General features: G+C 62.9%; 20 protein-coding genes and 1 CRISPR repeat array. Of the genes, 8 read left to right on the forward strand and 12 right to left on the reverse strand.

Translation table 11 applies throughout. The features are described 5' to 3' along the window. Positions 1-104 precede the first annotated feature (104 nt). The 3 genes from ACV4UZ_RS04430 to ACV4UZ_RS04440 all read left to right on the forward strand — a co-directional run bounded on the left by ACV4UZ_RS04430 (position 105) and on the right by ACV4UZ_RS04440 (position 2,555). Complete coding sequence (locus ACV4UZ_RS04430) at positions 105-1,127, forward strand: helix-turn-helix domain-containing protein (protein WP_491599711.1); 1,023 nt, start codon at positions 105-107, stop codon at positions 1,125-1,127. 160 nt (positions 1,128-1,287) lie between these two features. Continuing rightward, positions 1,288-2,373, forward strand: a complete 1,086-nt coding sequence (locus ACV4UZ_RS04435) for a hypothetical protein (protein WP_491599712.1) — start codon at positions 1,288-1,290, stop codon at positions 2,371-2,373. Beyond that, a complete protein-coding gene (locus ACV4UZ_RS04440) occupies positions 2,370-2,555 on the forward strand; it encodes a hypothetical protein (RefSeq protein ID WP_491599713.1) in 186 nt (61 codons plus the stop codon). The genes ACV4UZ_RS04435 and ACV4UZ_RS04440 overlap by 4 nt, the downstream gene beginning before the upstream one ends. 672 nt (positions 2,556-3,227) lie before the next feature. Beyond that, positions 3,228-3,793: a CRISPR direct-repeat array (repeat unit 33 nt; unit sequence GTTTCAATCCACGCCCCCGCACGGGGGGCGACC). 188 nt (positions 3,794-3,981) lie between these two features. On the opposite strand, the gene cas2 is transcribed toward ACV4UZ_RS04440, so the two are convergent. Beyond that, positions 3,982-4,266 (reverse strand): CRISPR-associated endonuclease Cas2, encoded by a 285-nt coding sequence (gene cas2, locus ACV4UZ_RS04445; RefSeq protein WP_491599791.1) that lies wholly within the window; start codon positions 4,264-4,266, stop codon positions 3,982-3,984. A gap of 140 nt (positions 4,267-4,406) precedes the next feature. Here cas2 and ACV4UZ_RS04450 point away from each other — a divergent pair, with 140 nt between their 5' ends. Both ACV4UZ_RS04450 and ACV4UZ_RS04455 read left to right on the forward strand, forming a co-directional pair. Continuing rightward, positions 4,407-4,748: a nucleotidyltransferase domain-containing protein gene (locus tag ACV4UZ_RS04450; protein WP_491599714.1), complete on the forward strand. Its 342-nt coding sequence runs from the start codon at positions 4,407-4,409 to the stop codon at positions 4,746-4,748. After that, complete coding sequence (locus tag ACV4UZ_RS04455) at positions 4,745-5,113, forward strand: HEPN domain-containing protein (RefSeq protein WP_491599715.1); 369 nt, start codon at positions 4,745-4,747, stop codon at positions 5,111-5,113. The genes ACV4UZ_RS04450 and ACV4UZ_RS04455 overlap by 4 nt, the downstream gene beginning before the upstream one ends. Positions 5,114-5,120: 7 nt before the next feature. On the opposite strand, the gene ACV4UZ_RS04460 is transcribed toward ACV4UZ_RS04455, so the two are convergent. Together ACV4UZ_RS04460 and ACV4UZ_RS04465 are read right to left on the reverse strand one after the other, a co-directional pair. Continuing rightward, complete coding sequence (locus ACV4UZ_RS04460; RefSeq protein WP_491599716.1) at positions 5,121-5,462, reverse strand: hypothetical protein; 342 nt, start codon at positions 5,460-5,462, stop codon at positions 5,121-5,123. After that, positions 5,416-5,919: a hypothetical protein gene (locus tag ACV4UZ_RS04465; protein ID WP_491599717.1), complete on the reverse strand. Its 504-nt coding sequence runs from the start codon at positions 5,917-5,919 to the stop codon at positions 5,416-5,418. The genes ACV4UZ_RS04460 and ACV4UZ_RS04465 overlap by 47 nt, the downstream gene beginning before the upstream one ends. 166 nt (positions 5,920-6,085) lie before the next feature. Between ACV4UZ_RS04465 and ACV4UZ_RS04470 the strand changes: the two genes are divergently transcribed. Both ACV4UZ_RS04470 and ACV4UZ_RS04475 read left to right on the forward strand, forming a co-directional pair. Next, positions 6,086-6,262, forward strand: coding sequence for a hypothetical protein (locus ACV4UZ_RS04470; protein WP_158303954.1), 177 nt, complete (start codon positions 6,086-6,088; stop codon positions 6,260-6,262). A 1,097-nt stretch (positions 6,263-7,359) separates the two neighbouring features. Next, the gene (locus tag ACV4UZ_RS04475; RefSeq protein WP_491599718.1) at positions 7,360-8,028 is read left to right on the forward strand and encodes a dsDNA nuclease domain-containing protein; all 669 of its coding nucleotides are present in this window, start codon (positions 7,360-7,362) and stop codon (positions 8,026-8,028) included. Here ACV4UZ_RS04475 and ACV4UZ_RS04480 read toward each other — a convergent pair. The 5 genes from ACV4UZ_RS04480 to ACV4UZ_RS04500 form a co-directional block, all read right to left on the reverse strand. Further along, entirely contained in the window at positions 7,912-8,550 is a 639-nt protein-coding gene (locus ACV4UZ_RS04480) for an Arm DNA-binding domain-containing protein (RefSeq protein WP_491599719.1), read from the reverse strand. The genes ACV4UZ_RS04475 and ACV4UZ_RS04480 overlap by 117 nt on opposite strands. A 418-nt stretch (positions 8,551-8,968) precedes the next feature. Continuing rightward, entirely contained in the window at positions 8,969-10,780 is a 1,812-nt protein-coding gene (locus tag ACV4UZ_RS04485; RefSeq protein WP_491599720.1) for an O-acetylhomoserine aminocarboxypropyltransferase, read from the reverse strand. Between the two features lie 58 nt (positions 10,781-10,838). Next, positions 10,839-11,045, reverse strand: a complete 207-nt coding sequence (locus ACV4UZ_RS04490) for a PLP-dependent transferase (protein WP_491599721.1) — start codon at positions 11,043-11,045, stop codon at positions 10,839-10,841. Continuing rightward, positions 11,042-11,995, reverse strand: coding sequence for a trans-sulfuration enzyme family protein (locus tag ACV4UZ_RS04495; protein WP_491599722.1), 954 nt, complete (start codon positions 11,993-11,995; stop codon positions 11,042-11,044). The genes ACV4UZ_RS04490 and ACV4UZ_RS04495 overlap by 4 nt, the downstream gene beginning before the upstream one ends. Beyond that, complete coding sequence (locus tag ACV4UZ_RS04500) at positions 11,988-12,650, reverse strand: hypothetical protein (RefSeq protein ID WP_491599723.1); 663 nt, start codon at positions 12,648-12,650, stop codon at positions 11,988-11,990. Before ACV4UZ_RS04500 ends, ACV4UZ_RS04495 begins: the two co-directional genes overlap by 8 nt. 309 nt (positions 12,651-12,959) lie before the next feature. Between ACV4UZ_RS04500 and ACV4UZ_RS04505 the strand changes: the two genes are divergently transcribed. Next, positions 12,960-13,917, forward strand: a protein-coding gene (locus tag ACV4UZ_RS04505; protein WP_491599710.1) for an IS630 family transposase whose coding sequence is annotated in 2 segments (ribosomal slippage) — positions 12,960-13,291 and positions 13,290-13,917 — 960 coding nt in all. Because the reading frame shifts where the segments join, the coding sequence is not laid out codon by codon here. A gap of 166 nt (positions 13,918-14,083) precedes the next feature. Here ACV4UZ_RS04505 and ACV4UZ_RS04510 read toward each other — a convergent pair. The 4 genes from ACV4UZ_RS04510 to ACV4UZ_RS04525 all read right to left on the reverse strand — a co-directional run bounded on the left by ACV4UZ_RS04510 (position 14,084) and on the right by ACV4UZ_RS04525 (position 19,954). Then, positions 14,084-15,271, reverse strand: a complete 1,188-nt coding sequence (locus ACV4UZ_RS04510; protein ID WP_491599724.1) for a sensor histidine kinase — start codon at positions 15,269-15,271, stop codon at positions 14,084-14,086. Next, entirely contained in the window at positions 15,268-16,332 is a 1,065-nt protein-coding gene (locus ACV4UZ_RS04515) for a cobalamin B12-binding domain-containing protein (protein WP_491599725.1), read from the reverse strand. Before ACV4UZ_RS04515 ends, ACV4UZ_RS04510 begins: the two co-directional genes overlap by 4 nt. A 150-nt stretch (positions 16,333-16,482) precedes the next feature. Further along, complete coding sequence (locus tag ACV4UZ_RS04520) at positions 16,483-18,186, reverse strand: methyl-accepting chemotaxis protein (RefSeq protein ID WP_491599726.1); 1,704 nt, start codon at positions 18,184-18,186, stop codon at positions 16,483-16,485. Positions 18,187-18,241: 55 nt separating this feature from the next. Continuing rightward, positions 18,242-19,954, reverse strand: coding sequence for a sensor domain-containing protein (locus tag ACV4UZ_RS04525; protein ID WP_491599727.1), 1,713 nt, complete (start codon positions 19,952-19,954; stop codon positions 18,242-18,244). Positions 19,955-20,029: the final 75 nt, after the last annotated feature.

Here is a 20,029-nt window from a genome sequence, read left to right on the forward strand (position 1 = left end):
TGGGCGGGGGTGCACATTATGCCGAGAGATGCCGTAGCTTGAAGTGCTTCGGATATGGGACTCTCGTTTTTCGTCGTCGCAATACCGGTCAACATGAGCATTGAATGGACCAGAACGACCGAATCAGCCCGCCGATCGAAGCCGACGCATTTCCAGCCGAGGATATGCCGTTTCTTCCAATTGCCTCGGTCTGGCGGCTGGAGAACGGATATGGCTGCGGCGACGGCAGCCACGGTCATGATATTCCCGATTGGATTGGACGACAGCAGGTCCAGCTTCGTACGGCGGGCGACGGCTGCAGCGTCATCCATGCTTCCGGGGATACGTTTGTTTCGACCCTCCATGAATGCACCTATGACCAGTCGGTGTTGAATCTGAGAGTCCGTTTTGCCGGCACGTCGCGCTTCAGCTTGGATGGCAGCAGGCCACTGGACGAGGACAAGAATAATTACTTCGTCGAATCGGTGGCCGCAGGCGGCCTCGTAACGGCGGAAAGCGCATCGGGTTACAGCGAACAGATATGCGTGATCCTGTCCCAGGAACGGCTGTCCCAGATATTGGATGGCGTCTCGGCACCGGACAGCTTCAAAAGGCTGTTACGTGGTGAAAGCATGGGGGTTACGTCGGCACTATCTCCCGCAATCCGACAGCAGTTCGCTGGCCTGGTTGCCAACCCCTATGTCGGCGACTTTTCCAGGCTGTATATGAGCGGCAAGGTTTTGGAGGTTGTGGCGGCAATCCTTGACGACTTTTCCGACAAGGGGACTGCCGTGGAGCGACGCCTGGGCTTGGAGCGGGCGAAAGTGAACCGCGTTTGCGACCTGCTGCTCACCCGGCTGAGCGATCTTCCCTCAAGCGACGAACTGGCAAGGGAGGTTGGCCTTTCCCAGCGGCGCCTCTGGCAAGCCTTCCGGAGCGTCACCGGGATGACGATCATGGATTGGGTGCAGGATCAGAAATTGCTTCAGGCGCGGCGCTGGCTGAATGACGAGGGCGTTTCCATCAAGGAACTCTGTCACCGCCTCGGCTATTCCCACCGCAGTACGTTCACCCAGGCCTTCACGCGCCGTTTCGGCTGCCCTCCCGCCACCTATCGTATGGCGAACAGGCCAGATAATCCGTATTAGACGAACACTCTCGCCTAACATTTATGGCACTCCCTCCTACACCGGCGCACTCCTACCCACAAGGGGAACAGGGTTTAATCCTGCCTGATTGACCTTGGGCTGGCGGGCTCTGAACGTGGCTGGATTTGTGCGGAAAATTTATACCGGCCACAGGCTGGACGTGAGGCTGTTCGACGCCATCGACAACGTCGAACGGCCAAGAGCCCGCATCCACAACCAGTTCGTGGTGTGCAACGGCTGGCTCTACTTCGCCGCCAACAACGGCACCAATGGCGCCGAGCTGTGGCGGACGGACGGCACCACGGCCAACACCCAGATGGTCACCGATCTGTGGAGCGGCAGCAACGGCGGCGTCAGCACCGGGGCCAGACAGACCATCGCGGCGTTCAACAACACCCTCTACTTCGTCGGCAATTCCAGCGCCGCCGGAAGCCAGCTGTGGTCCTACGACGGAACCACCGTCTCCCAGGTCCATACCGTCTGGGTCTCTACGGTCATCGCCGCCAGCGACAAGCTGTACCTGGCCGCCAACGACACCAGCCTGGGTCACTACGACCAGCTGTGGAAAAGCGACGGCACCACGGGCGGAACCGTGGCGGTCAAGGATTTCGGCTCCGCCAGTATGGTCTGGAGCAATACCTCCTACGCCACCTTTTCATTCAGCACCGTCGGCGACAAACTCTATTTCTCGCCCTACACCACCACATACGGAGCCGAACCCTGGGTGTCGGACGGCACCACCGCGGGCACCGTCCTGCTGAAGGACATCGTCGCCGGCGGCACGACCAACGGATACCCGTCGTCAGGCGATTCCAGCGTGGCCGGCGGGTTCTTCCAATGGACCGCCGGGGATGGAAACGTCTATTTCACGACCAAAACAGGCGATCTTTACAAGACCGACGGCACCGCCGTCGGGACCTCCAAGATCAATGGCGTTTCCACCGTGTTCGGGATCGAGTACTCGACCGCGACCATGTATCTCGGCGGAAATGACGGGACCAACGGCAACGAGCTGCTGTCCTGGAACGGCACGTCGCTCAGCCTGGTCAAGGACATCAATTCCGGCGGCGGCAGCAGCATGCCGGTCTACTTCGCCAGAACGGGAGGAAACCTCTACTTCACGCCCTTCCAGCTGAGCGACAGCAACGGCGCCGAATTGTGGACCAGCGACGGCACCAGCGGCGGGACGTCGCTGGTCAAGGACATCAATATGAATCTTCCAAGGCGGCCGAGCTGGAATCGGTGAAGCTGCAATTGGCCACCTCTTCCAGCCCCACCGCCCTGGCCGAATTGACCGAGGCCGATAGCGCGCTGCGCCGCCTTAAGGAAGCCAAGGCTCCGGACCTGCGGCGCAAGATCGCCACCGAACTGGAATCCGCCCTGACCCGGCTGCGCCTGGAGGCCGATAGCGCCAGTCTGCGAAAGTAGCCCCGCCCCATTTCGTGGCGACGGCTCCAAAGCGAATCAGAAGCTGTTCGACAAGGCGTCATCTCCGAATATGCGCCCAAGGTGCTCAAGGTGCTTATCATGAGCGCCTTGGGCCCCTTGGATTATTGAGGCGGCGATCGCGACCCCGCCTTCCATGCTGACTATGAAGAGCGAGACCCAGGGCACCCGTTTGTCAGTCGGCGCGACAGCGCATTTTGTTCGTCAGAGTCATTTTTGGTCGGAATTTTGTGGGACAAGATGGCGCGTTGACGCCGACGGATCCTCCTTACGTTACTGGGACTAATTCTGCGGCCCGTTATGAACAACGCGTGCTCGCCGAATCGCGTTACAGCACCATTATACACGACACGATATCAAGTGCTCAGCACCCGTCGGTGAAGAGTCAGAGTGTGATGAAGCGCATGGAGTGGCGGCCTGTTTTCTATGTCCCATTTTACGTCGATATGTCGGTCTATATTATTTTGTACGCGTCATGTGTAGTTACGTTTCTTGCAACGGCTCGGCTTCTGATTATGTAGCTATAAGCGTATCTAGTAACGGATCCATGCGGCATGGCAAAGAGTAATCGCGAGCGGGTTGAATCGTACCGGGCTAAGCAGCGGGCGGCAGGAATTAAAGAGGTGCTTGTATCCCACAGACGGTGCCGGTACAGTTTCAATCCACGCCCCCGCACGGGGGGCGACTCCTGTTCGGCCGCGCCCCGGCCTCCATGCGCAAGGTTTCAATCCACGCCCCCGCACGGGGGGCGACCTATCCGTCGCTGAACCTTGCGACTTGTGTTAATCAGTTTCAATCCACGCCCCCGCACGGGGGGCGACCTGCCATGAACGGACCGACTTCAGCGACGCTTCCGTGTTTCAATCCACGCCCCCGCACGGGGGGCGACCAAATCGCCGCATGGCTGGCCCAATTGGCCCATGTTTCAATCCACGCCCCCGCACGGGGGGCGACGACATGCGGACCATCCCCGGATGGTTCTACAACATGTTTCAATCCACGCCCCCGCACGGGGGGCGACCTATGATGACCAAGTGCTGGATGAGTTGGTGGGCGTTTCAATCCACGCCCCCGCACGGGGGGCGACCCGCCAGCAGTTCCGCCGCCATGTCCAGCACGGAGTTTCAATCCACGCCCCCGCACGGGGGGCGACCGGTTGCGGTACCCCAGAGGGCGATGATGTCGGCGTTTCAATCCACGCCCCCGCACGGGGGGCGACCGCTTCTGTCTAGCATGTTGAAACATGCGGCAAAACCCGCTGCCATCCGCGAATCTTAGGATCTTCGTGCTCCATCCGAGACTGGAGAGCGTGCCGAGAGTGAAATATTCCAGGGTATTGGCGGGTTTCATGCCGCCGCGAACCTCCCTGGGATTTGTCGGGATCTATAGGTTCGCGGCAGATTGAAGGTCAGAGCAGCAGCGGACCATCCAGGTCGAGCGGCTTCTTGTTGCCCACATGCTCGATCCGGCGTTGTCCGTCGGCGCCCAGATTGTAAAAGCGCAAGGAATCTACCGCCGGGTCCATGGCGGCCAGCAGGCGGGCGCGCAATTCCACCCAGCCGGCGGGGCTGACTTCGCATTCGAAGACCGAGAACTGCACCCGCTGGCCGTAGTCCTGGCAGGTCTTGGCGATGCGGCGCAGGCGGCGGCGGCCGGCCCTGTCCTCGGTGTTGACGTCGTAGCTAATGAGCATCAACACGGCCACCTTCCTCAAGGCCGGTCAAACTGCCATCAACACGGCGGCCCGGGCGTGATGGCGCCGAACGCTAACCCGGTTGTTGTTCTCCCCTAGTCGAACGCCTATCCTCATGACAGGAACAAGAGGGACTTGGCATGGCCGATCCATCGATGCTGCCCCAGGCTCTGGAGGCTTTCACCGCCGCCGTGGCTCGCCGCGAGGGTGAATGGTTCCGTTCGGCCATCCTGTTCGGCAGCCACGCGCGCGGGGATGCCGGTCGTGACAGCGACGTGGATGTGGCGGTGGTACTCGACGGCCGGCCGGGGGATGACCTCGACGCCGTAATGGAACTCAGCGAAATCGCCTATGACGTCCTGCTGGACACCGGGGTGCTGATCCAGCCAGTACCGGTGCGCCAGGATCTATGGGATCACCCGGAGCGCCATTCCAATCCCCGCCTGCTGGCCAACATCCGGCGCGAAGGGCGGCTGTTGTGAGCTCCTTGCTGGCCAAGGCCGAGCGGGCCGCTTCCTCGGCGCGGGCGCTGCTGGACCTGGGCGATAGCGACGGGGCGTGCAGCCGCGCCTATTACGCCATGTTCGATGCGGCTCGCGCAGCCCTGGCCAGTCGTGGACATGCCCCGGAGGCCACCAAGACCCATGGGGCGGTTCATAGCGCCTTTGCCCTGGAATTCGTCAAGACTGGCCAGATCCCGCGCGAAATCGGCCGGGCGCTCGGTCAGGTGCAGGACATCCGTCTGTTGGCCGACTATGCCGCCGAGCCGGTGCCCTCGGATAAGGCGGAATGGTCGGTTGTTCAAGCCGCCGCCTTCGTCGCCGCCGTACGGGATTTGCTGTCCTAGCTAGGCCTCATTGCCGAAGCTCTCCCAGCACTTTCCCCAACCGCGCCAGAAGCATTTCCACCTCCTTCAGGTGCTCTCCCGCCGGGGCGCCGGTCAGCAGGCCGCGCTGCAACGCCGATGCGATGCGGTCGAGATGCAGGGCAATCTCCTTGAGGGCCGGTACCGATGCCCAGGGGCTTTTGCCGCCGGGGTTCTTGACGGCAATCTCGGCCAGGCGCCGGACTACGGCACTTAAGGTCCGGACGCCGAGTAGGGGGCGAAGGTCCAGAAGGCGATGCCGGAGGGAATCCTCGGCCAGGCATTCATAGCTGGGCCAGCACGTCCCGGTGTCCGTCCTGCAACTGCTCAATGATCGACCTGCCGTCCGTGGCACCACACTCGTAAGACTCGGATACGCCATTGGCATGCCAGACAATCAGGTCAGCCCGCAGCGGATAGCGGCCGGACGTAGCTGCGGCCTCGGGCTCGAGCTGACCACGGGGATCATTGGCAACGGCAAGGAGACGTGCATGAACCTTCAGGACGCGGTGGTCCTCGGATTCGTTGCAGCCGGGTTCATCGGCCAAGATTTCGTCCAGCAGAGTCTCCGTCAGCATCGGGCGCCAGGGGAGGACGACGGTATCGACCGCGATATATCCATCAGCGATGGCCTCGGCCAGCATGGCGCTGTCTTGGTGGGCGCGAGGCAGCCCGCTGATCTGGGCATGAATCAGGCGGGGAAGGACCCGGTGCGGGTCGGAAAGAATCGACGACAGGCTGGGCAGGTCGCCAGTGGTGCTGATATTGTACGGGGTAGCGATAGACATAATGGGTCGCTCCATTGTGGGTCTCGTTAGGCTGAGCTAGGTGTTGGTAGCGCCTAGCTCAGCCGTTTGGTGCGTTGATGAAATGCACCATAGCACCACACTAAGGGTGCTGCAATGCGAAAAGGCACCATTGCACTTTTGGTGCGTTATTTGGTATAGAGGGATGATGAGCGACGAAGCCGAGGCCATAATCAGGAAGACCGTCTCCCTGCCTGCGAGCACTTGGCAGCAGATTGAGGATTTCCAGTTCGCGCGGCGCATCAAAAAGGATGCGGTGGCCATCCGCTACCTGATTGATCTGGGGCTCAAGGCTGAGATGGAGCGGATCAAAGAGGAGAAGTGATGCTTCGACCTGAATTCTTTAATTCAGGGGCGATGACGCAGGCGTGCTTCCTGGCAATCGGCATCTGAAGAGCTTTCTCCAGTTTTGAACGCGTGCCGAGTTTGATCTTCCGGAGGTCGAGTCAGGAAAGAGGGCGCTCGTGCCAGCAACTCTCATGGCCAAGGGGGGGCAGCTCGTGTAACGCCAACCACCCTAAAATTGAAAAGCCCAGACGGTGATAACGAGGGGGAGCAGTTCGAAATAGGCCAACCCGTTACAATCTCGGGCAGGTCTTTGTGATCTTGGTCATGTCCTCAATTCTTAGCTCAGGCGGGGATGGTTGGAATCATTTTGTGGTCCGTTTCCGGTGAGGTGTCTCTTGGCATGAGAGCAGCCACTCGCGAACGGCCGGGATGTAATACATGGTCTTTGTTCCGACCCGAATCCTCGGGGGGCCTTTGCGGCGCGCATCAAGCCGCTGCAAAGTGCGTTCGGAAATTTTTAGTAGTCCAATAAGATCTTTTCGCTGAATGAATTCGTCACGAAGATTTGATTCGATGTCAATGCTGATGCTGTTTCTATAATTATTCTCGTTAGATGGGGTCTTCATAATACGCTCCGCAACTGGCAATAAAAGTAAACAGATTTCATAAGGTGAAACCTGCGCTTTCTCCTCGCTGCGCGGGTAATTCCGTCGTGTTTTCGTGCGCGGGTCTTGACGCAACTTCCCACACTGTAATGTGTGGCTCGACATCAAGTTGAGCGAAAACGAGCTTCTGTGCGTCTCCAAATTTTCCGAAGGCGCCATGGTCGCTATGACAAACTCAGCATCTCACAATTCAATTTTCTTTGGGGGATTTTTCTCTGGCCGGGATCTTTGTTGGTGTTTTAATAAGTAATATCAAAGGGATGTGGGTGCGCGAGGACGTGATCAGTCTTCACATATCCGCAGCACTCAGCGCGCTACAAGGTGTATCTACGGGGCGCCGAGCAGGGCACCCCCAACCGGCCAACATCTTGCGGCTGCGTCTAGTTGATGATCAGCTTGAGCAAATTCTCGCGTTAGGTAATATATCTGTCGGGTGGCGCGATTTTACGCGCACGGACGGAGCGTGGCGGTGTCGGCAGATCCCGGTGCAGTGCTTGACAAGACGGACCCCGGGGCTGACGTCCAAGGACGGTTCTCCTACCAGCACTGCTATGCCGCAATCCAGTGCCTGCGCCTGATCGATCGCGAACTTGAGGCGGTATTCTGCGAGAACCACGAGGACATCCTGCTGCGGAAGCAGGGTGGCCAGTACGAGGCATTGCAGATCAAGACCAGGCGCTTCGACCTTGAACCGTTCGCGGCTGACGACGACGAAGTGCTGAAGAGCGTCGGCCGGTTCTCTAAGTTGGAAAAAGCCTACCCCGGACGCTTTGATGCGTTCCATTTCGTGACCAACCATGGGTTCCGGAACGACAAGGAGAGCGGCAAGAACCTAAAATATGTCCGCGACGAAATCGTCTTGCGCGGGAATGTCGAGGGCCTAACCAAGGCCAACAAGTTGAGAAAGTTCGTGATTGCGGTGAGCGCCGCCTCATGTTGCACAGAGAGTGAGGTGGTGGCCGCGCTGAAGAAACTTGTACTCTCCGGATACCAAACCGATCTGGAACGGCCATTCAAGGATTTACGCGAGGCCCTTGGAGAAACCAGGGATTTCCGTAAGACCCAGACCTTGGAGACAGTTTCCAAGATGGCCGACAACCTCATCTTTCTTGGTGATCCATTCCCAGCGTTTGGCTAGGTTCAGCGCCTTGCTCAATACCTCGACGACTCTGTTCGCCCTGATTTTCTTGGTCTCACCAATGCTGCGGTGCATTCCATCGACATCTGCGGAGGTTAGGTCCATCAGCTTGACGGAGCGAAACCGGGGGAGGATGTAGGTCTCCCACATGCTGATGTCGTCCTTTGCCGAGCGGTCGCGTTTCGTCGGCAGATGCTTTTCTTGGTATTCCTTGTAGAGATCAGCAACGGTCTTGGCATTTCGATCTTCGATGCGCTTGCCCAGCGGGTCGTTACCCTGATCGACCTGTTTCTTTATATATTTCGCCTCTTCCCGGGCGGCTGCCAAGGACCAGTCAGGGTAGGATCCGATGGTGTAGCGGCGCTCTCGGCCATGGATATAATAATTCACGACGAAAGATTTTGCCCCTGCCGCCGTGATGCGGACAGCGAAGCCCTTGACCGCCTCGTCGTAAATGAGGCGGTTGCCCTTGGCGGGAGAGGGGAGGGCCCTGATCAGCTTTTCGGTAAGTTGCTCTGCCATATCTGTGTCCGTACTGTGTCCGTATAAAACTGGAGAAACTTGGCGAATTGACGGTAGGCTGTGTCGCATTCTGTCGCTGTCTGGCGAATATAACATATTGAAAAGAAATGATACTCTATGTTTTCTGCGGCTTTTATAATTTACGAACTCAAGGCTCATAACCTGAAGGTCGCAGGTTCAAATCCTGCCCCCGCAACCAAATCATCGAAGCCCTCCGGTCAAACCGGGGGGCTTTGATGTTTCTGGTCGGTGGGGACGGTGAATGAAGCGGCCGGTTCATGAGCGAGGCCGTAGTGACCTGCCATGGGAATTCTCCTCCAGTCTGAAGTAGAGTCCGGCCCTGGCAAGGATGGACGCGTATGAAGAACAGCAGGTTCAGTGAAGAGATGGGGAACCGAATACCCCAACTTTCCCGATTTCAGCCCTCCGCCGCCGAGAGCGCCTGATCCAGGTCACGGATCAGGTCTTCGACGCTTTCGAGCCCCACCGACAGGCGGATGACGTCGGGGCCAGCGCCGGCCGCCACCCGCTGTTCATCCGACAGCTGGCGGTGAGTGGTGGACGCCGGATGCAGGATCAGCGAGCGGGTGTCGCCCACATTGGCGAGGTGGGAGAACAGCCGCACGCCCTCCACCATCTTGATGCCCGCCTCGTAGCCGCCCCTGACCCCGAAGGTGAAGACCGAGCCGGCCCCCCTGGGCAGGTACTTGGCCGCCAGATCGCGGTAGGGGCTGGACTTCAGCCCGGCATAGGACACCCAGGCGACCTTGGGGTGGGTTTCCAGGAATTCGGCCACCTTCTGGGCGTTGGCCACGTGCCGTTCCATGCGCAGCGGCAGGGTCTCGATGCCGGTGATGGTGAGGAAGGCGTTCATGGGCGCCATGGACGGCCCGAAATCCCTGAGCGCCACGGCGCGGGCCTTGGTGGTGAAGCCGAAATCCCCGAAGGTTTCATAGAAGGTCAGGCCGTGATAGGCGGGCTCGGGCTTGGTCATGGACGGGAACTTGTCGTTCTGCGCCCAGTCGAACTTGCCCGATTCCACCACCACGCCGCCCAAGGAATTGCCGTGTCCGGCCAGGAACTTGGTGGTGGAGTGGCAGACGATGTCGGCGCCCCACTCGAAGGGCCGGCAGAGATAGGGCGTGGCCAGGGTGTTGTCCACCACCAGGGGGATGCCCGCCTCGTGCGCCACCTTCGCCACGGCCTCCAGATCGACGATGATGCCGCCCGGATTGGCGAGGCTTTCCACGAAGATGGCCTTGCACCTGGGGGTCAGCGCCTTCCTGAAATTGTCGGGGTCCCTGGGATCGACGAAATGGCAGGTCCAGCCCAGCTTCCTGAACGACAGGCCGAACTGGGTGAGCGAGCCGCCGTAGAGGTTGCGCGAGGCCAGGAACTCGTCGCCCGGCTCCAGCAGGGTGAAGAAGGTCAGGAACTGCCCGGCATGGCCCGAGGCGGCGGCCACGGCGGCCCGCCCGCCCTCCAGCGTCGCCACCCGCTCCTCCAGCACCGAGACGGTGGGATTGGTCAGGCGGGAATAGATGTTGCCGAAGGTGTGCAGGTTGAACAGCGAGGCCGCCTGCTCGGCATCCTCGAAGACGTAGGACGAGGTCTGGTAGATGGGGGTGATGCGCGCGCCCGTCGCCGGGTCGGGCGCCGCCCCGGCATGGATGGCGCGGGTCTCGAAGCCGTAATCCAGGTTGCGCGGCGGCATGGCCCGCTCTTTCTGGTTCCGGGCGCGGGGCGCCTCGGGGGCCTGGTTGCGCACCAGCCCGGTGTTGACCCCGCTCCACCCCAGTTCGCCGCCCAGGCGGCCGTACTCGATCTTGGGGCAGCGGTCCATGATCACCGTCAGCCCCGCCGCCTCGGCCCTGGCCGCCGCCTCGTCGTTGCGCACGCCCAGCTGCATCCACAGCACCTTGGCGCCGATGGCGACGGCCTCGTCGACCACCGGGCCCACCTGGTCGGAACGCCGGAAGACCTCGACCATGTCCACCTTCACGTCGATCTCGGCCAGCGAGGCCCGCACCGTCTCGCCCAGCAATTCCTGCCCGGCGGCGCCGGGATTGACCGGAATCACCCGGTAGCCCTTGCCCTGGAGGTACTTCATGACGAAGTAGCTGGGCCGGTTCCAGTTGGTGCTGGCTCCCACCATGGCGATGGTGCGGGTTTCGGCCAGGATGCGGCGCAGCAGCGCGTCGGCATAGACGAGGGGAGCGGGGGAGGTCATGGGGCGTTCCGTATCGGGGAAGGGCAAATGCAATATCAGCGGCGAAACGCCGCTCATTTCAAGAGGGAAGGGCTGAGAGCGCCAAGGCCCGGTCCAGATCGTCGAACAGGTCCTCGGCCGCCTCGAGCCCCACCGACAGGCGCAGCAGATCATCCGGGACGGGGGAGCCCGGCCCCTCCATGCTGGCCCGGTGCTCGATCAGGCTTTCGACCCCTCCCAGGGAGGTGGCGCGCTTCCACACTTGGGTCGAGGCGGCAACCTTCACCGCCCCGCGCGGCCGCCCTTGACCCGCAGCGACAGCATGGCGCCGAAGCCGCCGCTCATCTGCCGAGCCGCCAGCTCATGGCCGGCGAAGCCCGGCAGACCGGGATACAGCACCTCGGCCGCTTCGGGATGAGTGGAAAGGCGGCGGGCGAGGTCGAGGGCGGTGGACGCCTGCTGCCGCACCCGCGGAAGCAGGGGGCGCAGGCCGCGCTGCAGCAGCCAGGCTTCGAACGGTCCCAATACGCCGCCGATCTGCACCTGTACCGCCTTGACCCGGTCCCAGAATTCGTCGCGGCGGGCGGTGGTCAGGCTGCCCGCCACCACATCGGAATGACCATTCAGGTATTTGGTGGCCGAATGCATGACCATGTCGGCCCCCAACTCCAGCGGCCGGGTGAACACCGGGGTGGCGATGGTGGAATCCACCGCCAGCCGCGCCCCGGCGGCGTGGGCGGCCTGGGCGATGGCGGCGATGTCGCTGATGGTCCACAGCGGATTGGCGGGGGTTTCCAGCCAGACCAGCCGGGTGCGGCCCGGCCGCAGGGCGGCGGCAACGGCGGCCGCGTCGGCGGCGTCCACCGCCTCCACCTCCAGGCCCCAGCGGCGGGCGAAGCCGTGCAGCCAGTTGCGCAGCGCCCAGTACATGACGCGCGGCACCACCACATGGTCGCCGGGCTCCAGCGCCTGGAACACCGCCGTGGCCGCCGCCATGCCCGAGGCGAACAGCAGGGTCTGCTCGCCGCCCTCCAGGGCGGTCAGGGTATCGGCCGCCGCGTCGTAGCCGGGATTGTCGCCGCGCGAGTAGCAGCGCCCGCGCGAATAGCCCAGATCGGAGTCGCGCTCAAAGGTGGTCGAGGGATGGATGGGGGGAATGATCGCCCCCGTCGCCCCGTCGACGCGGCCCAGGGCCTGGGCGGCCAGGGTCTCGGGCCGCAGCCGGTCCTCAGCCACCGGTCTTGACCGTGAGCCCCAGGACCGGCGGCCTGGCCAGGGTCTGGAACACCACGCAATACCGCTCGGTCAGCTTGGTGAGCTGATCGACGCGGTCCTGCGGCTCGGACGTTTCCAGATCGAAGGTCAGGCGGTTGTGCTCCTTCAGCCAGGCGCGGACGCGGCCATCCTCGTCGGCCCAGAAATAGCAGTAGCTGGACTGGAAGACGTTGAGGCGCTGCGGCCGCGCGGTGACCAGCAGGCTCATCTTGACGCCCGAACTGGTGGTCTTGTCGTAATAGGCCGGCTTGGGCCACAGCTCGACCTCTTCCACCTGCCGGCCGCCGTCCAGCAGCACGAAGCGGCCATCGACGAAATCCACCACATACGGGTCCTGGGCCAGGGGCGTCGGGTCCACCAGGATGGTGCCGCCGTCGCGCAGCAGCAGCGATTCCGGCAGCGGTTTGATGGCGCCGTCGCGCGAGCCGAAGATGTAGGGACTGCGCAACTGGTGGATCGCCGGATCGACCGCCTTCTCCGCCCGCTCGGTGTAGTGGACGCCGCGCCGCTGGACGTCGATCTTCAGGGCGACCAGCCGGGGAAAGCCGGAATGGCGTGCCAGAACGTCCTCGAAGACGGGTTCGTCGCGGTAGCGGGAAGGCAGCAGGACGGTCATGGGAGGGCTCCACCAGACAAATATCTATAGTCTAATAGATAATAGACTATATGTGTCAATGCCTCCGTTGGGCCTATTTCCACGGCCGGCTCACGAAAATTTGCGTGATGGGGTGGAGGGGCCCGGACCCGTATCGCTTGGCAAGGGTCCTCAGGCTCTCTTGACTATTTTGTATTGCTCGACGGATTGCCTCTGTCGTGGTGGCGCAGCCGTGTAGAACCTAGCCCCTAGAGCATCGGACCTGAAATCTGAATCGCAGGGGATTCCCTTGTAGGCGAAAAAGTGATTCAACCTCATTGGAGGTGGATCATGGGCAAATGGCTATCATCAGATCTTCGGGTCCGTGTTTACGGTAAGATCGAACACGGCGAATCGCGGCGAGCGGCGGCTCGGCATTTTGGAGTGAGCGCCGCGACCAGCGTCCGTCTTGCACAACGGATGGCGGCGACGGGTTCGTTGGAGCCCTTGCGGCAAGGCCGTCCGCCGGGCGGTGGTAAGCTGGCGGCCTTTGCCGCTCTTCTGACCGGCTGGGTGGAGGCGCAAGGCGACATCACGATGCCGGAACTGGCGGCCAAGCTGAAGGCCGAATGCGGCGTCACGGCCCACCCGGCGTCACTCTCGCGGTTTCTGATCGGGCAAGGCTTCAGCGTCAAAAAAAACGCTGCTGGCCACCGAAGCCGGTCGCGATGATGTGGTGGCGGAGCGCCGGACCTGGCTGAGCCACCGCCAGCCCCGGATGTGCCAGGAGCCTCACCGGCTGGCGTTCATCGACGAGACCGCCACCACCACCAAGATGACCCGGTTGCGGGGACGGGCACCGCGAGGGCAACGGTTCAAGGCCCGCGCGCCATTCGGCCACTGGGGAACCCAAACCTTCATCGCCGCCTTGCGCTGTGACGGTCTGACGGCACCCTGGATCATAAACGGCCCCATGAACCGACAAACCTTCGAGGTCTACGTCGAGACCCAACTGGCCCCGACGCTCCAGCCGGGCGACGTCGTCATCCTCGACAACCTCTCCAGCCATAAAAGCGAGAAGGCCAAGGCCATCCTCAAGGAGAGAGGCGCCTGGTTCCTGTTCCTACCCCCATACAGCCCAGACCTAAACCCAATCGAGATGGCCTTTGCCAAACTCAAGGCTCATCTCCGACGGATCGGCGCGCGCACCATCGACGACCTCTGGAAGGCCGTCGGCAATATCTGCGATCTCTACACCCCAGACGAATGCTGGAACTACCTCAGGGAAGCCGGGTATGTTTCAGATTAAACGCACGCCGCTCTAGTGCCTCCTTCCATTCCTGCGAATAGAGTGCACCATCAAAGCATGGGATCAAACACGTACCCACCTTGTCCAGCGTTTGTCCCAACACTGGCGGCGTTTCGCTTTTCTCGGCCCTGATGCCGATATCCTTTGAAATGGCCCGGCTTCAGGGTTACGTGCGGCGGCCCGAAGCCGGGAGCTCGAATACAAAGGCGGCTCCGTCGGTAACCCTGTTGTCCAGCCCGATCTTGCCGGCGTGAGCGTCGATCACCGACTTGCAAATCGCAAGGCCAAGGCCGGTCCCCGGTTCGCCGGTCGCCGACTGTGCCGAAGTTCGCGAAAACGGCCGAAAGAGCTTGTCTCGCTCGAGGGGAGGAATTCCGGGGCCCTGGTCCCGCACGCGGACCGCGACGGTATCGGCGGTCTCGTCGAAGACGACGCCCACCGTTACGACGCTACGGTCGGGAGCGAACTTAACGGCATTGCCGATGAGGTTGGATAATACCTGGGCGAGCCGGTTTCTATCCGCCGCAACATTGGGGATGGGCGCGGGAGCCTCGACCAGGAGGGTAATGGCGCGTTCACTTGCCAAAGGCGTGATTCGCTCGGCCACCTCGATGGCTAGGGACGGAATGTCCACCGGCTCGAACGCCATGGTGAAGTGACCGGTCTCGATGCGCGAGAAATCCAGAAAATCCTCGATGATCCGCACCATGTAGCCGCTCGCCCGCAGGATATGGTCGAGGGCGCGTGCTTCCATGGTGGGGAGGGTGGCGCCGATCCGGTCGTGCAGAAGCTCGGCAAACCCTCCGATGGCGTTCAAGGGATTGCGCAGGTCGTGCGCCGCCATGCCCAGAATGAGGTTTCGCCATTCTACGGCACGGGCCAGTTCGGCGTTCTTGCTGGCAAGGTCCCGTTGGGCGTTGGTGAGGTCGTTGTTCAGGCGAATGAAGTCATCGAGACCCACGGCCGTGGGTACGGCGGCCGTCTTGCGGGCGGCGTAAAGGTCGCGGATGATGGATGCCTGCTCGGCATTGATTCGCTCCAAATCGGAGACGAAGCGGCCTACGTCCTCCTGGGTGGAGCAGGCGGCGATCAACACGCCCTCCTCGGTGCGGGCGCCCAGGAATACCATGGTGGTGGCCGCCGGGGTGACGGGGATTTCCCACAGATACTGCGCTCCATCGCGCATGACACCCGAGAAGAAGTCCAGGGCCTTGGCGATGCCGGCAGAGTGCACCACCGCCGTGAAAGGGAGGCCGACGATGGCGGCATCGAGTCCCATTCCGTCGTGGAGAATGGAATGGACCCTGCCGTTATCCGCGCAGCGAAGGAGAAAGCCCGTCGCCGGTGGGGTCATGACGCCAACTCGGCGGTCGCTTCGAACAGCCGGTTGCCGGTCCGAAGCGCCTGGCGGCCGTCGCGTGCCCAGCCGTCCGCCCCCGTCCGCCGCCACAGGTCGGGCGACTGGTTGAAGGCTCGGCCGCCGACCAGCACCTTGACGTGGCGGCAATGGGAATCCAGGCGGAGGGCGCTCACCAGGCGCGATACCGCGGGCACGTTGATGGCCAGACTGGCGGAAATGGCCAGCAGATCGCATCCCCTGTCCCGGATCGTCCGGATCACAGCGGTATCGGGAACTCCAGCCCCCAGGAAGGTGGTGTCCCAGCCCCCGATGTCGAACAGGTCGGCCACCATTCGCATGCCGATCTCGTGCAGTTCACCTTCAGCGCAAACCGCAACCAGGCGGCGGCCGATGCGGGACGTCTGGAAGACGAGAGGATAGAGGCGCGCCATGACCACCTGAATGGAGGCTGTCATGAAATGCTCTTCCGCGACGTTCAGCTGGTTGTCGTGCCAGCGGCGGCCGATTTCCTGGAGGCAGGGGTCGATCACGTCGAGGTAGACCCCCTCGACACCCAATGTCTCGGCCCAGTTCAGCACCGAGGTGGTCGCGGTGCCGCGATCTCCCCGATGGAGGAGCGAAAACAATTCGCCGGCCAGATCGGCCCTGGGGGTGTCCGCAAAGGGCTGGCAATGGGTTTCGGCCCCCGGCGAGGCCAGATCCGAAATGCCGTCTTCGAGGTAGGTCAGTTCCGGTGAATCCGGGTTCATCCCGCGGCCGGCCAGCGCGTCGCGCATGGCAACCAGCATGTCCGCCACGTGACGGGGGGCGATGTTCATCCGGGCCAGCAGGCTACGCAGCCAGGACAGGTACTCCCGGAACAGGTCGTATCGTTCGGTGGCGGCCGCGGTCGCCAGATAGAGCAGCGTGTTGTAGACGTCGTCAGTGCAGGCCTTCCGCCCCTTGGGGCCGAACCTGGCGTCCCAATCGGGATTCCTGGAATACAGAAGGGCGGTGACTTCCTCGGCGGTCTGGCGATCCGCGACCCCGAAACCGTCATGGAACAGAAGTCCCATGAAATGCCCTCCTTCTCCACTGATCCGGCGCGTCGCCGCGCCGAGCCTGCCAGGATCGGAAATTTTCCGCCAATGCGGGTGAATATGCAATCGCCAATTCTGGGGCGCCGGCATTCCCAGGGAAGGCCGGCGCCCGGAAGATGGCGCCTGCTATGCGGCTCTCATGTCCGTCAGGAAGCGCTCGACCTCGACCCGCAGCATCTCGGCGTCCTGGTTGAGGTGGTTCGCCACCGAGAACATGGTGGTGGCCATGGTTCCGGTTTCGGTGGCCGCCTTGGACACGTCGGCGATATTGCGGGTTACTTCGTCATTGCCCCGTGCGGCCTGCTCCACGTTGCGGGCAATTTCCTGGGTGGCGGCGTTCTGCTGTTCCACGGCGACGGCGATGGACGAAACCACCTTGTCGACCTGGGAGATGGTTCCCCCGACCCTGCCGATCACCGCGATCACCGCCTCGGCGGCCACGCGGACCTCGTCGATCTGCAGTCCGATTTCCCCGGTGGCGCGCGAGGTCTGGTTGGCCAATCCCTTGACCTCGCCCGCCACCACATGGAATCCCTTGCCAGCCTCACCTGCGCGGGCTGCCTCGATGGTGGCGTTCAGCGCCAGCATGTTGGTCTGGGCGGCGATCGACGAGATCAGCTCGACGATATGGCCGATCCGTCCAACGGCCTGGGTCAGGTGGTCCATGGTGAGGTTGATTTCACCGATTCCGCTGACGGCGTCCTGGGAAATCTGGGTGGTGTCCTGAACCCGGCGATTGATCTCGACCGTGGACGCCCCCAGTTCTTCGGTTGCGGCGGCCACGGTCTGCACGTTGGCCGCCGACTGCTCCGCCGCCACGGCGACGGCGCTGCTTTGCTGGCTGGTCTGCAAGGCGGCGGCATTGAGGCCATCGGAGGAGCGATGGACTTCGGAGACGGTTTCCGACACCCGGGAGATCATGCGCGAAACGGCCTGTTCGAAGTCACGGGCCAGTGTCTGGCGCCGCTCGGCCTTCCTCAGTTCGGCCTCCTGCCGAGTGCGGGCCTCGGATTCCAGGCGTTCGGCACGGACCATGCCGTCCTTGAACACCTGCATGGCCTTGGCCATGGCGCCGACCTCGTCGCCGCGTTCGGTGCCGGGGATGGCGCGGGCGCGCTCGCCCTGAGCCATGGCGTTCATGGCAGATGTCATGGCGCCCACCGGGTGGGTGATGGAGCGCGTGACGGTCGCCGCGGCGACCAGGCCAAGGACGGAGGCCAGGGCCACCATCACCAGCAGCGAACGGATGATCCGTTCCTTCTCCGCCATGGAGCTCTCGATGAAGGCGGCCGCGCTGGATTCGGCAAATGCGGTGATGGCGTTGTTGGTCGTCGCGCTCTTTTCGACGGCGGCGCGTCCCGTGCCGTTCATGATGGCCAGCGCGCCGGGACGATCTCCGGCCTTGATCAGGGCGGTCGCCTCGACCAGCGCGTCGCGGTACTCGCCGTAGGCGGCAAGGGCGGTCGCGACCAGCCCGGCATTCCCCGCCAGCGTCTCGTGGCCCTGCATGGTGACGCGAACGGTGTTCATGGCCTTCTCGAAGTCGGCGCCATCCCTGGCGACCATCGACTCGATGCGGGTGGCCTGTTCCGCTGTTTCGGCCAGCATCATCTCGCGGGCGTCGATCCTCAGGGCCTGGAACGCAACCTGGGCGCGGCCCATGGACTGGACCACGGTGAACGGATGCTCCTGGAACTCCGAGGTGATGTCGGCAAGTTGGTTGGCCTTTTGGACGGCAACCAGACCGATGGCGGCGGTCAGAGCCAGGACGATGCAGAAGCCGGCAAGGATCCGCAGGCCGATGGATGTGTTGTGGAGCAGTCTGGTCATGGTGCGTCCCCCTTGTTGGCGCAGTCTGGTCTGGTGTCGTCTGGTCTGAAGGCCGTCACGCCGCGGCGGCCAGGCGGTGGGCGATGAGGTCCGGCGGGCAAGGTCTTCCGAACAGGAAGCCCTGCATCTCGCGGCAGCCAAGGGCCATCAGGGCCCGGTGCTGTTCCGTGGATTCCACCCCCTCGGCAAGCGTCTTGATGGACAGAGCCTCGGCCACGCGGACGATGGCGGAAGTGATGGCGTCGGCTTCGCGGGCAACGCCGATGTCCTGGATGAAGCTGCGGTCGATCTTGAGCTTGCACAGCGGCAGGTGGCGCAGATAGGCCATGTTGGAGTAGCCCGTGCCGAAATCGTCAATGGCGAAGCGGAAACCGGCGGCGATCAGGCGGTCTATGCTGCGCCCCGCCTCGGTGCCGATGTCGGAGATCAGCACCGACTCGGTCAGCTCCAGCTCGATGGAGTTCGGATCCAGGCCGAAGCCGGCGACGGTGCCGGCGATGCTGGCGCCAAAGTCGGACACGCGCAGGTCGCAGCCGGAGATGTTGACGGCGACGGGGACGGTCTTCATGCCGATGTTCCGCCAGTGCACGATCTGGCGACAGGCCGTTTCCAGCACCCACTGGCCCAGATCGCTCACCAATCCGCCGGCTTCGGCGATGGGGATGAATTCCGAGGGCGGGACCAGTCCCAGTTCGGGATGACGCCAACGCAACAATGCCTCGACCCCCGTCAGGCGGCCGTTCCAGCCGTCCACCTGGGGCTGGTAGGCCAAGCTCAGCTGGTTCCTGGCGATGGCGTGCTGAAGCTCCCCTTCGACCTTGGTTCGGCGCTGGGCGCGGAGGGCCATGTCGTCGTCATGGAGCGCGGCGGGACTTTCCGCCGCCCGGGCCTCGCCAAGGGCGAGGTCGGCCCGGTCGAGCAAGCCATCGAAATCCTCCGCGGCCGTTCCACCGATGGCCATGCCGCAGGTGACTTTGGTGCGCAGCAATCGGGACTGAATCAGGACGGGCCGACCCAGCTCCTCCGCCACGGACCGGCCCCAGGGGAGGGGCTCGGAGGCCAGCGAGGAGGCCGGCAGCAGAAGGGCGAGATCCCGCCCACCGATATGGCCGATGGCCGCGCCCGCCGGGGAGAGAGACATCAGGCGGACCGCGAGGTGATGGATGAACTCGTTGGCAAGCCGCCGGCCGCACTGGGTGGCGAGCCTCGGCACATCCTCCAGCGACACCACGGTGAGCAAGTGAGGGGGGGCGACGGAGCGGAACAACTGGGCGGCGGCCCGCGCCAGGCCACGGCGGGACAATACGCCGGTGGCCTCGTCGCACAGTGCCGCTTCGAGTTCCAAATCCGCTTCCAGCTTTATGGTGCTAACGTTGGCATGGGCCGCCACCACCAGGTCGTGGCCGGGGATACGGCTGAGGTGCAGCCTGAACCATCGCCGCTCCTGGGCCGAGTGGCATGGGTAGACGAGCGTCCGTTCGACCGATTGGCCCGAGGCCACCTGGTCGATCATGCGGGAGACGGTGTCCGATTCGGGAGTCCCCGCAGACGCGCAGATCTGCCGGTAGTTCCGTCCGATGCCGGCCTGGCCGTCTGCCGCATAGCCGTTGGCCCCGGCGAACCGTCTCCATGCCGCATTGACGAACACGATCCGCCCATTGGGTTCCAGCACGCAGATGTGGGAGTCAAGGGCGTCCAAGGCGCTCATCCACGCGCAACGGCCCGTGACGGCCGAAGCCCGGTCCTCCGCTTCAGGGAAAAATTCCATGGCGCAAGCTTCAGGTTTGCGCTGATCTGACGCGGGTGCCATTACGGCGGTCTGTCGGTTGGTCATGGTTCCCCA

It is taken from the genome of Paramagnetospirillum sp. (assembly GCF_058402745.1).